This is a genomic window from Planococcus lenghuensis, assembly GCF_001999905.1.
GTDB classification, from domain to species: Bacteria; Bacillota; Bacilli; order Bacillales_A; family Planococcaceae; genus Indiicoccus; species Indiicoccus lenghuensis.
The window spans coordinates 2,084,506-2,098,736 of sequence record NZ_CP019640.1 but is presented as its reverse complement, the minus strand read 5'-3'; the positions used below and the strand labels follow the sequence as shown (position 1 = coordinate 2,098,736).

Here is a 14,231-nt window from a genome sequence, read left to right as displayed (position 1 = left end):
AAAACTGTTCACTTTAAGTTGAAACCGATTGAGATGGAGTTTTTGAGTTGTTTAATTAAAACCTGAATCCCAGCATGAATGTATAGGTTGCCATGGAACAGGACAGTAGCTTAATAAATTTAATATTTGGTTTTGACTTAAGTAGTCTTTATTTGAACAATTAACAGACATCTGATTGTAGCCACAATCGGAAGTCTGTTTTTAATGCTATGCAAAAGCTGCTATCAACTCAACGAAACGATCTTACTGTGAAAGCGACGGAATGCAGGGGAAGAAGAACAGGGACCAGGGAATAAAGTTATTTAATTTATTACAGCGCAAAGTAACAACTCTACTTATTAAGTCTCATTGAACCCTGAAATGTTTGTTCTGTAGTGAGTACAGAAGAATGAAGTGATCGTCTTCATGATTTATTACCGACTGGATTGAAAGCGACCTTAGTAGTCGCGAATGGTTATCGATTTTGAATGACCGCGTTTATATCGGGCTAGTATACTTTTTCAGTTAAGGTAAGATGCAAAACGACATAAGCATCTTCGGTTTTCACGACCAGCTGATTGTGTGCTTTAAGACATTGGCCGATAAACGCCTCTTCGTCTTCAACTCTCTGGCGCCTTATGGAGGCGTCTTTAGGCAAGAAGAGAATATAATTCCCCGCAAGTTTTCCCCATGCGTGATAAATGAACTTCATATCTTCTTTACTGACATGCTTGAAATAGATGCGGCGGCCGTTATTAAACCAGAGCATCGTAAATTCTCTGCTTTGAAAAAGTTGTTCAATTTCGTCCAGTAAACTTAACAAGAGTCTCTCCTGTGGGTATCCACTCGGAAATTCCTTCAAAATGTCCAACTGTGCGTTCTGCCTGTCTGCTTTATCCAAGTCGATGATGTTCAAAAAATCTTGCCATAGATTTTGCATGTATGGCTCTCCTCCCGCCGCTCTATTTCAACTTCTTTTAATTAGTAGTATAAGTGAAGTTTCTGTTAAGGGCAGGTATCACTGTGACATACTGTGTTAAAATGAGATGAGCTTAGAAGCCAGAGCCAAATCAATGGCCGAAGTGATTGGGGATAAATCTTTATGTATTCCTCAGGCTATGAAAATTGAAAGCGGGAACAGAAAATACGCAAACGGTGTTTATCTGTGCAATTCGTACAGAATCTAAATGAGTAGGGAATATTTCCGGCGGTCGTTCGGACTTTGAGATTTGGGTGCAAAAGTTAGAAGGATATGAATTAAGGCTTTGTTAAAGAACAATGTTGATTTTTTCACTGCAAAAAATATGGAGCAAACAGCGGAAACTCCTGCGGGAAAGCGAAGTGCCGAAATCCACTCGGGCTTTTAAGTCCGAGTTAGTTCGGCGCAAGCCTGCGGAAAGTGGAGCTGTTTTGTGGAATATCAACAGAGACATTCAACATGATCTAAATTAAAGTAAAGGCAGCAATGGGAATAATTTAGTTTTAGAAAAAAATCGGTATAATAATAACCAAGGCTACGCTGTATAGAAAGTAGTTAAATTTAATTGGATTAAACAAAAATTGAAGGCTATAATCCGGATCCGCGGATCAAAGCGCCAGTGGCCGTCTGAGGAGGACTTCTATGATTTCACTGTTAGTTGCACACGACATCAACCGCGTCATCGGCAAGGATAACGAACTACCGTGGCATATTCCGGAAGATCTCAAGTACTTTAAACAACAGACGATCGGCAAAGGCATCGTCATGGGCCGAAAAACGTATGAATCCATCGGCCGTCCGCTGCCTAACCGAACGAATATCGTCGTGACCCGGCAGCCGGATTTCGAAGCGCCCGGAATCACTGTGACGCATTCGCTGGATGAAGCTATCCGGCTTGCTGCCGATGTCAATGAAGAAGTCATGATCATCGGAGGCGCTGAGATTTTCCAGGAAACGTTAAGTAAGGCTGATCGGCTCTATGTGACCCGGATTGAACAGGCGTTCGATGGCGATACGGTTTTCCCTGCGTACAGCGATTCGGACTGGCGCCTGGTCTCTGATTCCGGCCAGCTCATATCTGCTGATGGAATTCCGTATACATTTCTTGTCTACGAGCGGGCCGAGGCGGATCAAATACCCGGTTAACAGAATGCCATGAAACGAAAATCAGATCCCAGGCGGTCTGTTTTTTCGGTCAGCGGACCTTTTCCGATACACTAAGTTTTAGAAAGCCTTTCAAAAGGAATAGACTTAATGAAGGAAGTGTAATTATGGCTAATGTGCATATTGTGACAGATTCAACAGCGGATCTCGAACGGGAGACAATTGAAAAATATAATATCCATGTTGTTCCGCTTTCAATCCAAGTGGGCGGCCGGACGTATCTGGATAGAGTTGATCTTGAACCGCAGTCTTTTCTCAAACTGATGGAACAGTCGGACGAACTGCCAAAGAGTTCGCAGCCGTCACCCGGCGTCTTTGCGGAATTATATGACCGGCTCGGCCAGGATGGAACGCCGATTGTTTCGATTCACATGACAGGCGGGATGAGCGGAACAGTCCAATCGGCCCGGACAGCGGCGCTTCAGACGGCAGCCGATGTAACGGTGATCGATTCCCGTTTTATTTCCCGTGCGCTTGCGTTCCAGGTGCTGGAAGCTGCTGAAATGGCGCAATCCGGAAAAACGGTGGAAGAAATTACAGCCAGGGTTGAACAGATCCGGGCTGCAACTTCCTTGTTCGTGGTGGTAGATACGCTCGATAACCTGGTGAAGGGCGGGCGAATCGGCAAAGGCCGCGCGATGCTCGGATCTTTACTGAAGATCAAACCGATCGCTTCTCTTGAAGGCGGTGAGTATACGCCGGTTGCAAAAGTCCGGAGCCATAAACAAGTGGTGCAGTACTTATTTGATCAATTCCGCAATGAGACGGCTGGCAAGCTCGTCAAAGGCGTCGGTCTTGTTCATGCAGAAGGCCAGGCGATGGCTGAACCACTGCTGAAACGGCTGACAGAAGCGGGCAATGAAACGAATTACAGCTACACAACGCCGGTGATTGCGACACATACCGGCATCGGAGCCATCGGCTTCATGTATTATGCTGAATAAGGCAGGGGAGTTCATATGAAACAGCTTGTTGGCTCTGTCCTTCTGCTACTGCTGTTGGCCGGCTGCAGCAACAGCCCGTTCCGATTCCTGCAGGATGAAGCCAATCCCCGGACAGAGCCGGTTTTCACTGAATTCGCAGTCGCCCCCACCTTCGTTCCACAGACCATTGTACTGACCGCACTTGGAGATTCCCTGACACAAGGCGTGGGAGATGAAGATAACCGCGGGGGCTATGTCGGTCGGCTGGCGGTTGAGATGACTGACTGGCCGGGCGTGGAAGGGGTCATGGTGCAAAATACGGCGAAGCGCGGCCGGAGGAGCGATCAGCTGCTCGCGATGTTCCAGGAAGGCAAGCTGACTGGCCCTGTAACGAAAGCCGATTATATTGTGATGACGGTCGGCGGCAATGATGTGATGAAAGTAGTGAAGAACAACCTGTTCTCACTGACACCGGAAGCGTTTTACGAAGAGCTGGAATTATTCGACACCCGTTACCGCAACATCATCACTCAAATTCGTGCGCTGAATGAAAACGCCCCGATCATCATGCTCGGCATTTATAATCCGCTCTCGATCTTCACAGGAGATGCGACGGAATTTGATGATATTATTGCTGCATTCAATGAAGAAGTCATGGAAGTGATCGATGAAGATCCGCAGGCGTGTTTTATACCGGTCAGCGAATTTTTCTATACAAATGAAAACCTGGTTTACCATACGGATTTCTTTCATCCGAATGCAAAAGGCTATGATTTGATGACCGAACGCATACTGGAACGGATGCAGGAATGCGATATCGCATTTGGAGAGGAGGCTGCTTGATGAATAGTTGGAAAGCCGCTTTTTTTGTTCTGTTCGGCGCTGTTGTGCTGGCTGTAATGCTGCTGGTTTTTGCTGCGGTTACACCGGCTGATGACTTCGTTTCCTACAATACTGCAGCGAAATCGACAGCTGCCGGCAATTCGCTTATCATCCGTACAACAAAAGGAGATTTTGAAGGCATCGCGAATACGATTATCCGGCAGGAGATGGGCAACGAGAACATGCCGCTGACGCTGGCAGTGGAAGAGGATGTCAGCCTGTCGACGGAACTGCAGGTTTTTTCGGCCACATTGCCGATTTTATTGAAATTTGAGCCGGTCGTACAGCCGGACGGCAGTCTTCTGCTGGAGCAAAAGTCAGTGGAGGTCGGCCGGCTTGCAATACCGCCGGGACAGGCACTCAAACTCCTGGAAGACTCTGTGGATTTGCCGGAATTCATGGAAGTGCAGAGCAGTGAAGAAGCTGTGCTGTTGCAATTGCCAGCCATTCCGCTTGAAAACGGAATGACAGTGGAAGCGATCAAATTCGATTTGGATGCGGATGATATCCGTCTTCGGGTAACTGTCCGAAATTGATAGAAGGAGTGATTGGATGAAGACAGAAAAAGCGACATTCGCCGGCGGGTGTTTTTGGTGCATGGTAAAACCCTTCGATACATTGCCGGGCATCGAATCCGTGGTTTCCGGCTACACAGGAGGGGATTTGCCGAATCCGACGTATGAACAGGTCTGTTCGAACCGAACCGGCCATGTGGAGGCAGTCCAGATCACCTTTCAGCCGGACATTTTCCCATATGAAAAATTGCTGGATGTATTCTGGACGCAGATAGACCCGACAGATGCCGGCGGCCAGTTTTTCGACCGGGGCTCTTCTTATCAGACCGCTATTTTCGTCCATTCGGAAGAACAGCGGCAGGCAGCGGAAAAATCGAAGCGGGAACTGGACTTATCCGGCCGCTTTTCAAAACCGGTGGCTGTTGAAATTCGGGATGCCAAGCCCTTTTATCCGGCTGAAGCACACCATCAGGATTACTATAAGAAAAACCCGGGGCATTACAACCGGTACAATGTGGGATCGGGACGCGCCGCATTTATTGAAAAAAATTGGGGGGATCAGCTATGAAAGATAATCTGAAGGAAAAATTGACGCCGATGCAGTACCATGTGACCCAGGAAAACGGCACTGAACCGCCGCATCAGAACGAATATGACGCGCATTTTGATGAAGGGATTTACGTCGATGTGGTTTCCGGCAAACCGTTGTTTTCATCAACAGATAAATATGATGCAGGCTGTGGCTGGCCGAGTTTCACGAAGCCGATCGATTCACCCGAAGTGACCGAGCATTCCGATACAAGCTACGGCATGCGCCGGACGGAAGTAAGAAGCAAGACGGCGGATTCACATCTCGGTCACGTATTTCCGGACGGGCCGCAGGAAGCAGGCGGTCTCCGCTATTGCATCAACTCAGCTGCGATGCGCTTCGTGCCGAAAGATGAACTTGAGGAAAATGGCTACGGTGAATACAGAAAATTATTCGAATGACAGATGGCCCGGCGGCTGCCCGGGCTTTTCTGATGAGCGGAGGAAACCAGGTGAATAAATCGTTTTACCAATTTGCGCTTGCCTACCGGGGCGGCAGCAAGCGGGATCCGTATGCGCGGTTTGCGGAAGCCATGTTCAATGACCACGGTTTTCCGAAAACATCAAGGGAATTTGATGGGCTTTCCCGATACCTTGAAGAAAAAGCGGATGCGGATATGCCGGCAGCTGTCTTTGATGAACTTTGGCGGGCATACGAAGAGAGATAAGGTCTTCAATTGCAACAGCACTTAAAAAACAGTATGATAGTACAGACTAAAATAAAGTGAGGTTTTAAAATGAGTGTTCACATTAATGCCCAAAAAGGCGACATCGCAGAAGCTATTCTCCTGCCGGGAGATCCGCTGCGCGCCAAGTACATCGCGGAAACGTTTTTAGAAGACGTGACGCAATACAATGAAGTCCGGAATATGTTCGGTTACACAGGAACATATAAAGGGAAACGCGTTTCCGTCCAGGGGACTGGAATGGGTGTGCCTTCCATCTCGATATACATTACGGAACTGATGAATGAGTATGACGTGAAGAAATTGATCCGTGTCGGTACATGCGGTTCCATCCATCATGATGTGAAAGTGCGTGATGTGATTCTCGCACAGAGCGCTTCCACGAACGCCAGTCTGAATGACATCATTTTCAATGGGGTGAATTACGCGCCGACCGCTAACTTTGACTTGTTGCTGAAAGCGTATAACGCCGGACAGGAAAAGGGTCTGAACCTTCGCGTCGGTAACGTATTCACAGAAGACCTGTTCTATAACGACAACGCGGACCATGAAAAGTGGGCGCAGTATGGCGTGCTTGGTCTTGAAATGGAAACAGCAGCCCTGTATACGCTTGCTGCCAAATTCGGCCGCGAGGCTCTGGCTGTGCTGACAGTCAGTGATCATTTGCTGACTGGTGAAGTGACAACCGCTGAAGAACGCCAACTGACATTCAACGACATGATCATCGTTGCACTTGACGCAGCAGTTCAGTAATAACAGCAGTTTTCACAGTGAAAGTAGGGAAATGAATGAATGAACAGCGGCCGGGGCAGGATCAGACACCTGCTCCAGAAGAAACGCCGGCAAACTCGATCCGCATGCGAACCTTTCAGTTCATCATGCTGATTTTCTTTCTGGTTCTGGCGACTGCCGGTCTTACCGTTTTTGCGCTGACATTCGGTGAAGAAAAAGCGGTGGAAGTCGGGGCACCTGCACGCCAGGAATTCCAGAAACTCTTCAGTGCTTATGATCAGCTGCAAAGCGAGTATTATACAGAAGTGGAAAGTGATGCCTTGATTAATGGAGCCATCAACGGAATGGTTGAAGCGCTGGATGATCCATACTCTGATTACTTAAGCCAGGAAGAGGCAACGCAGTTCATGAACAGCATCTCTTCAAGCTTTGAGGGAATCGGAGCGGAAATCCAGGAACGGGATGGTCTGATTACTGTTGTATCGCCGATCGCCAATTCACCGGCGGAAGAAGCCGGTATCCTCCCCGGAGATAAAATCCTGTCCGTGGACGGGGAAAGCATCCAAGGGATGAGCGTGACCGACGCGGTTATGCTGATTCGCGGGGAAAAAGGCACGGAAGTAACCTTGACGATTCAGCGCGGTGATTCCGGCAACACGATTGACCTCACTGTGGAACGGGATGAGATTCCGCTTGAGACGGTCTATGCGGAAATGATCAGTGAAAATGTGGCGCATATCCGGATTACGAGCTTTTCCCAGGATACTTACACGGAGCTGGTTGAAGCTTTAGCGAATATGGAAGAGGCCGGCATGGAAGCTTTAGTGCTTGACGTCCGGGGGAATCCAGGCGGATTGCTGACAACAGCCCGTGAAATCGCCGATTTATTTGTTGAAGAAGGCGAGATTCTGTTCCAGGTGGAACCGCGTAATCAGGAATCGGAAATCTTCCGGGCTACGGGTGGCGATAAAATCGATGTGCCTGTGACCTTGCTGATAGATGGTGGCAGTGCATCCGCTTCAGAGATTCTCGCAGGGGCTTTGAGCGAGTCAGCCGATGTAACGCTGGTCGGGGAGAATTCTTTCGGCAAAGGGACAGTGCAGACGGCAAATGACTTGCCGGATGGTGCCAACCTGAAGTTCACGACGGCCAAATGGCTGACACCGGACGGCAATTGGATTCATGAGACCGGCATTGCGCCGGATGTGGAAATCGGCTATCCGGCTTATATGACGCTGCCGCTGTTTGATACAGAGGCAGAATTGAAGGAAGGCGTCATTTCAGAAGAAGTGGAAGTGGCGGAACAAATGCTGCAGGCAATCGGCTATGAAGTCGGTGAAGTGGATGGCCTGTTCGATGAAACCCTTACAGAGGCTGTGGAAACTTTCCAGGAGGACAATGAACTGGAAGTGACCGGCATTCTGACAGGAGACACTTCGTACGCGGTCATAGATGCGCTCCGTGAAAAAATCGAGAATGATGACCCGCTCGTACAGCGGGCAGTGGAAGTCATTGTTGAAGAAGCGGGTCTTGTCTCGGAGCCGGCAGCCGAAGAACCATCAGCTGAAGATGCAGCGGAAGAACCTGCAGATGATCAGCAGACAGAACCGGAATAATGAATGGCGGACAGCTCCAGCTGTCCGCTTTTTTCATGCGGTCAATGCTGAAAGGTACTCCAATGATGGTGGACAAGACTTCAGCCGGTATAGACTCGGACAAGGCAAATGAGGCATCGCCATATTCATTTGGCGGATTGCGGCATGGGTTTGAGTAGACGTCGGAGAGGGAAAAACCGAACAATAGGCCAAAGTAAATTGACCGGAACCTTCCGGAGGGGCAAAAGGAGTGATTTGCATATGATCGAAGCTTTCAAGAAGACCTGGAATGACAGGAGTGCTGTCGAAAAGATTAACACACAGGAAGAATTAGAATCATTCATCGCATTGGAACTGAATGATGAATTGACGCATCCGCGTCTCAGGCGAACCCGCGCTGAGAAATTGGAAGCTGCGTTTGAGCGGATCAATAATTCGAATCTGACCGAACCGGAAAAAGCCGGATTGTCAGATCTGTACCGGCGGGTGGAAGACCGACTGGAAACGATTCACGATTACACGGACGGTGATAACACAAACGGCTGACCTTATGGGGTCGGCCGTTCAGATTGGGGACCGAACAGCTAGGAGCTCATAGCCGTCCGTGGGAGCTGCCGCTGTTTTTTCTGAGCGGCTTGGCAGGTAACAAAGAAGAGTAAAAAGTCATGGGGACTGACAAGAAGGGAAGTCACATCAAAGGCACGAAAAAGCAATTGCCTGGTGGATGGGTGACGGGCGCCTTCCGTTTCGCCATTTTCCCCACGGACGAACAGAAACAGCGGCTCGAGATGGCGTTCGGCTGCGAGCGCAAAATCTATAATGAGTACGTGGCGGGGCTGTACGAGCACCTTGAGGCCGTCAGCTTCTCAGGCGGATTCCTTACGTATAAGGTCCCGAATTACACGACCATCACTGAACGGTTCGACTACCTGGATCGGTCGAATGATTCGTTTGTGTACAATGATGCCAAGATCCGTTTCCAGGCGGCCATCAAAAAGTACAACGAGACGTACGGCAAGCGACCGTTGCAGTATAAAAAATCGGTTCGTCAGAAGATGAAGGACGGCTATGCGCCATCCCTTCAGGATGTCAAAGGCCTTCCGAAGTTCCACAGTAAAAAGCAGGGCAGGTTCAGCTATACGACTAATCAGACGAACGGGAACATCCGCATCGAATCACGGGACGGGGTGACGTTCCTGCGCATCCCGAAATTCCCTGAAGGTATACCCGTTCGATTGCATCGGGAACTGCCCGCCGATGGGCTGATCAAAAAGGCGACCATCAAACGGGAAGGTGACCGCTACATCGTGGCCATTTCCGTCGATTATCCATTTGAAAAGCTGCAACTCGTGGAAAAGGTCGCCACATCCAAAATTACCGCCTTGGACTACAGCCAATCCGATTTGTACATGGACAGCGAGGGGCAAAAGGCGGAATACCCGCGGTTCCACCGCCTCATCGAGAAACGGCAGCGGCGGCAGAATAAGTCGCTGGCACGGAAGAAGGAACGGGCGCCGAAGGATAAAGACGGAAATCCGATCGATTCGAAGAACTACCAGAAAGCGCTCAAGAACTACCAGAAGACGATGGCGAAGGCCGTCAATCAGCGGAACGACTTCCTCCACAAGAAAAGTAACCAGATAACCAATGATTACGATGCGATTGTGGTGGAAGACCTGGATCTGACAAACCTGGCGCAGTGCCTGAGACTCGGCAAAAAGTTACACGACAACGGCTTCGGCCTGTTCCGTAATATGCTCAAATACAAAGCGGAACGAAAAGGGAAACACTACATCGTCGCCGACCGCTTCTTCCCATCCAGTAAACTGTGCAGCGCCTGCGGCACAAAAAAAGAGAACTTGCGGCTTTCTGAACGGACGTATGCGTGTGCGCATTGCCAAGCCATGATCGACCGGGACCATAACGCGGCCCTCAACCTCAAGAACTACGGCATCCGCACGCTGTCGGATTTGGGGTTCTTAGCCGCCCCCGTCTCCAGCTAACGTATTTTCCCGCTGAGTAGTGGTCGGGACGCCACGAATTCAAGGCTTGTGACATGGAACGTGGGTTCCGTGGGTGACCAAGCAATAAAAGATGGAACGTTTTTTACGTTCCTGAAGCCCCCACTTCAACTGTTCGAAGAAAATTAAGTTGAGGGTAGTTCACGTTAAAAGATTTCTGGAACGAGAATGTAGAATACATAAGTATGGATCATTTTACTTTTCCTGTAGGACTTATATCTGTTCGGCCCGTTTTTAGGGATTCATTTCAGAGGTCCTGCATGCAAATACCCGTTTCAAGTCTCCATTTTCATTCTGCTTAAAGTGCAGTAAAATAAGACAGGAAATGAATGAAAGAGAGTGGGCTATTGTGATGACAGAACAAACAATTATACTGACTGGCGGCGGAACTGCCGGCCATGTGTCTTTGAATCAGGCGGTATTGCCCGAGCTGCAAAAGCTCGGTTTCCATATTGAATACATCGGATCCAAAGGCGGAATCGAACAGGAGATTATCGGCGAAGCGTTTCCTAATACGGCTTATCATGCCATATCGAGCGGCAAAATCCGCCGCTATTTTTCCCGGAAAAACTTCACGGACCCATTTCGGGTAGGCGGCGGGCTGGTTCAATCGCTCGGCATCCTCCGGCGGACAAAACCCGCAGCGATTTTTTCAAAAGGCGGTTTTGTTTCCGTGCCGGTTGTCATGGCAGGACGCATGATGAAGATTCCGGTGATTATCCACGAATCGGATGTGACACCGGGACTGGCGAATAAAATCGCAATGCCTTTCGCCGACCACATTTATACGGTGTTCAATGAAACGCTGGCCCATGTGCCGGCTGAAAAAGCGACGGCTTCCGGAGCGGTCATCCGGGATGAATTACTGACCGGATCAGCGACGTCCGGTAAAGAATTGTGCGGGTTCAACCGGGAATTGCCGGTCCTGCTGATCATGGGGGGCAGCCAGGGATCGGCGCTCATTAATCAGGCCATCCGCAGCCAGCTCGAGGCGCTGACTGCCCGGTTTAACATCATCCATTTGTGCGGAAAGGGAAATACCGATCCGGCGCTGGCGGATGTTGCCGGCTATCGGCAATTTGATTACGTAACGACGGAATTGCCGGATCTGCTGCACTACGCGGATTACATTGTGTCGCGTGCCGGCTCGAATTCAATTTTCGAATTTCTGGCGCTGGAGAAGCCGATGCTGCTCATTCCCCTGTCAAAAGAACGGAGCCGCGGTGACCAGCTTCTGAATGCGGAATTGTTCCGCAAACAAGGATTCGCCCGTGTGTTGGAAGAAGAGGAATTGACTGCAGATCGATTATCAGAGGAACTTGTGGCCCTGGTTTCAGAAAGAGAGACGTTCGTCCGGAATATGGAAGCCGCCCCTTCCCCGAAAACAGCAGCGGAAATGGCGGCACTCATCGCCGGCCACATAAAAAAAAGGTGACGGAGATTTCTTCCGTCACCTTTTTCATATTGCCTGCTCGTCTGTTTCCTGCGGCTGCTGGGCTTGTGTCAAATAGTACAAGTCCCGCGGGATTTGGAACAGCGCATAAATATCTTCCTCTTTATTGAGTTCCTTCAGAAGCTGCGGGTGAGTGCTTGCCGCGTCGATGACATACGGAAGCTTTGAAGCGGCTCTGAGGGATTTCGCATTTACTTTCCGGATACGCAGGAACACATTCTGGATGCCATGGACAAAAAACAATTCATCCAGAAATTGCTGCTTGGCTTTCTGATTGTACCCGAGACCCTGGAAAGGTTGACCGATCCATGTGCCGAGAAAGCCGGCTCCATCTTCTATATCAAATAGATTGATAGTGCCGATCGGCTGGCCGTAATCATCCAGGATTGTCCGGGAAATGAGCTCACCGCGATCTTCGGCTTCGATTGCCTGTTTGGTGACGAATTTATATTCTTCTGCCGATTGTGCTTTCTGGCGGACATATGGGAATACAGCGGGGTGTGACAGCAGCTCAAATAACTGACCGCTTTCATGCAAGTCACGTTTTTTTAACATAACGGTGCCTCCTGGACCGGACAGCAAAAAACTGTCCTCGAAATTTTTCATTTAGAAGTGCATAAAAAATTCCGGGGTGGGAATCGAACCCACTAGGACCAGTAAAGCTGGTGGCGCACCATTTGCCTTCCCATATGAAATTATCTGCTCTATTACTATACGGATTTTTTTTAGAAATGCAAAGATTTTTTTCTCGGTAGTGGGGTACAATGAAAAGAGCGCTGTCGCGGTGTTTGTCTCTCCTTTCACAGGGAATAGAAATAAGGGAATGTGACAGCGGTTCAGCAGCACAAGAAGAAAGAGTGAACGTTATGAGAGGTCCTTTTTCAGAGCGGCAGCTTGCGCTTTTATATGATAAAACAAGCGATTTGGTTGTTTATCTGGAACGTGAAGGCGATACGTATACATACCGCTATCTGAATCCGGCTGCTTACCAGTCGCTCGGCGGTATCAGCCCAGGATCAGCGGTCAATACAGCCGGTTCTTGCCGGATGACGGAAGAGCTCCGTTATCATTGCAATAAAGCATTGATGACTGAATCCATTTCCGTTTTCCGGACATGCAGTGAAACCATGGCAGACAGAAGAAGCGATGAAACAGCCGTCACGCCGATTAAAAGCCAGTCAGGTGAATTTGTGCTGGTTGTAACGCGGGATATTACGGCTCAGAGAGAGACCGAAGAGGATCAGCTCTTATTTCATGCACTGATCCGGCATTCTGTCGATCCAGTCATCATTGTCTGGCAAGATGAAACGATTTATACAATGAGCAGCAGCTTTGAAAAGATGTTCGGCATTGAAAAAGAAGCATATGACCGTAAACCGCTCGTGTCACTTCCCGGTATTACAGCGAGCGATGCTGAATTTATCCGCAAAACGCTGAACGAGGTGCAGGAGGGCGGTGAAAGCACTTCAGTGCCGATCCGCTGGCAAAAAGCGGATGGCATGACCGCCAATTTCCTGGCCAGTTGCTCGCCAGTGCGCGAACAGAAAGGTGTCCGTGCTTACTTTATCGCTTTGACCGAGTTTACGGAGAAGTTTCAACTCAAAGAGGATTTGAAGCAGACTGAAAATATTCTGGAGAGTTATAAAAAAGCGCTGAATTACTCTGCTCTTGTTGCCATTTCAAGTCCGGCGGGCAAGTTGATGTATGTCAATGACAATTACGTCAGCCTGACCGGATTCACAGCAAACGAGCTGATAGGCACCAGCATAGCGGAAACGGATAAGCGTTTTCTGCCTGAGACAGAAGTGGCAGCCATTGCGGCGTCAATCAGAACAGGGGAAATCTGGCGCGGGCAGATCAAGCAGCAAACGAAAGCGGGCGGCACTTTTTGGACCGATACGACGATCATACCGCTGACGGATGCGCATGGACGGACGCAGCAAGTTCTGTCCATCCGTTTTGATATTACCGATAAGAAATTGGCGGAGTCCAGACTGAAACGCCTGGCCTACACGGACAGCCTCACCCGGCTGCCGAACCGCCGGTTTCTCTCGAAGACCTTCCCCGCCCTGAAGCAGCAGGCGGATCAGTCCGGCAGCTGGATTGGCGTCCTCTATATCGATGGGGATAACTTCAAGGAAGTGAATGATTTATTCGGCCACGAGACAGGCGATGACTTTATTTTTGAGTTTGGCCAGGCATTGAAGCGCAGTATCCGCAAAAAGGACCTGGTCGGCCGGATCGGCGGGGATGAGTTTCTGATTCTGCTGGCGGATGTCAGTCCGGCGGAAGCGGCAGAGAACTTGGCGGAAATCAGCCGGCGTATCAGAGAGAATCTGTCGCGCGGCTGGCGGATCGCTGAGCAGTCATTTTCGCCCAGCGCATCGATTGGTGCCGCCTTTTATCCGAATGACGGAAGCACGTTAGAAGAACTGTTCCGCAGCGGGGATGCGGCATTGCTGGAAGCCAAAAAACAAGGAAAAAACCGGCTGGTCATGTATTCCGATCTGCATAATACCGGTTTGCCCGGCCATTAAGTCATAATTTACTGGAAAAGCATTGTTTTTTCTCTGATTAGTAGTAAGATTGATATGGAAAAATTAATCATTCAGTGACTGCCCGTCTGCGGCTTTAAGTCCTGGAGTGAGCATGATAAAATTGGATGGGTATGAAACAGCACAGTGAATGCCATCGCGCAAATAAGTTGGAGGGTT

Annotated in this window: 15 protein-coding genes; 13 read left to right on the top strand and 2 right to left on the bottom strand. The window is 49.3% G+C overall.

The features are described 5' to 3' along the window. Positions 1 to 487 precede the first annotated feature (487 nt). Positions 488 to 919, bottom strand: a complete 432-nt coding sequence (locus B0X71_RS10820; RefSeq protein WP_077589419.1) for a hypothetical protein — start codon at positions 917 to 919, stop codon at positions 488 to 490. Positions 920 to 1,600: 681 nt separating this feature from the next. Here B0X71_RS10820 and B0X71_RS10815 point away from each other — a divergent pair. The 12 genes from B0X71_RS10815 (at position 1,601) to B0X71_RS10760 (ending at position 11,499) form a co-directional block, all read left to right on the top strand. After that, a complete protein-coding gene (locus B0X71_RS10815) occupies positions 1,601 to 2,104 on the top strand; it encodes a dihydrofolate reductase (protein WP_077589418.1) in 504 nt (167 codons plus the stop codon). 125 nt (positions 2,105 to 2,229) lie between these two features. Then, complete coding sequence (locus B0X71_RS10810; protein WP_077589417.1) at positions 2,230 to 3,066, top strand: DegV family protein; 837 nt, start codon at positions 2,230 to 2,232, stop codon at positions 3,064 to 3,066. A 15-nt stretch (positions 3,067 to 3,081) separates the two neighbouring features. Further along, positions 3,082 to 3,888, top strand: a complete 807-nt coding sequence (locus B0X71_RS10805) for a GDSL-type esterase/lipase family protein (protein WP_077589416.1) — start codon at positions 3,082 to 3,084, stop codon at positions 3,886 to 3,888. Further along, positions 3,888 to 4,463, top strand: a complete 576-nt coding sequence (locus B0X71_RS10800; RefSeq protein ID WP_077589415.1) for a YpmS family protein — start codon at positions 3,888 to 3,890, stop codon at positions 4,461 to 4,463. Before B0X71_RS10805 ends, B0X71_RS10800 begins: the two co-directional genes overlap by 1 nt. Before the next feature lie 16 nt (positions 4,464 to 4,479). Further along, complete coding sequence (gene msrA / locus B0X71_RS10795) at positions 4,480 to 5,010, top strand: peptide-methionine (S)-S-oxide reductase MsrA (RefSeq protein ID WP_077589414.1); 531 nt, start codon at positions 4,480 to 4,482, stop codon at positions 5,008 to 5,010. Then, positions 5,007 to 5,432: a peptide-methionine (R)-S-oxide reductase MsrB gene (gene msrB, locus B0X71_RS10790; protein ID WP_077589413.1), complete on the top strand. Its 426-nt coding sequence runs from the start codon at positions 5,007 to 5,009 to the stop codon at positions 5,430 to 5,432. Before msrA ends, msrB begins: the two co-directional genes overlap by 4 nt. 50 nt (positions 5,433 to 5,482) lie before the next feature. Then, positions 5,483 to 5,698: a YozE family protein gene (locus B0X71_RS10785; RefSeq protein WP_077590974.1), complete on the top strand. Its 216-nt coding sequence runs from the start codon at positions 5,483 to 5,485 to the stop codon at positions 5,696 to 5,698. A gap of 69 nt (positions 5,699 to 5,767) precedes the next feature. Continuing rightward, the gene (gene deoD / locus B0X71_RS10780; RefSeq protein ID WP_077589412.1) at positions 5,768 to 6,469 is read left to right on the top strand and encodes a purine-nucleoside phosphorylase; all 702 of its coding nucleotides are present in this window, start codon (positions 5,768 to 5,770) and stop codon (positions 6,467 to 6,469) included. A gap of 35 nt (positions 6,470 to 6,504) precedes the next feature. After that, entirely contained in the window at positions 6,505 to 8,064 is a 1,560-nt protein-coding gene (locus B0X71_RS10775; protein ID WP_077589411.1) for a lmo1851 family serine protease, read from the top strand. A gap of 240 nt (positions 8,065 to 8,304) precedes the next feature. Further along, entirely contained in the window at positions 8,305 to 8,589 is a 285-nt protein-coding gene (locus B0X71_RS10770; protein ID WP_077589410.1) for a hypothetical protein, read from the top strand. A gap of 119 nt (positions 8,590 to 8,708) precedes the next feature. Then, positions 8,709 to 10,046: an RNA-guided endonuclease InsQ/TnpB family protein gene (locus B0X71_RS10765; protein WP_077589409.1), complete on the top strand. Its 1,338-nt coding sequence runs from the start codon at positions 8,709 to 8,711 to the stop codon at positions 10,044 to 10,046. Between the two features lie 370 nt (positions 10,047 to 10,416). After that, positions 10,417 to 11,499 carry an undecaprenyldiphospho-muramoylpentapeptide beta-N-acetylglucosaminyltransferase gene (locus B0X71_RS10760; protein WP_077590973.1) on the top strand — a complete coding sequence of 361 codons (1,083 nt, stop codon included), beginning with the start codon at positions 10,417 to 10,419 and terminating at the stop codon, positions 11,497 to 11,499. 24 nt (positions 11,500 to 11,523) lie between these two features. Here B0X71_RS10760 and B0X71_RS10755 read toward each other — a convergent pair whose 3' ends face one another. Next, positions 11,524 to 12,072 carry a GNAT family N-acetyltransferase gene (locus tag B0X71_RS10755; protein WP_077589408.1) on the bottom strand — a complete coding sequence of 183 codons (549 nt, stop codon included), beginning with the start codon at positions 12,070 to 12,072 and terminating at the stop codon, positions 11,524 to 11,526. Between the two features lie 311 nt (positions 12,073 to 12,383). Between B0X71_RS10755 and B0X71_RS10750 the strand changes: the two genes are divergently transcribed. Further along, positions 12,384 to 14,054 carry a diguanylate cyclase domain-containing protein gene (locus B0X71_RS10750; protein ID WP_198038578.1) on the top strand — a complete coding sequence of 557 codons (1,671 nt, stop codon included), beginning with the start codon at positions 12,384 to 12,386 and terminating at the stop codon, positions 14,052 to 14,054. Positions 14,055 to 14,231: the final 177 nt, after the last annotated feature.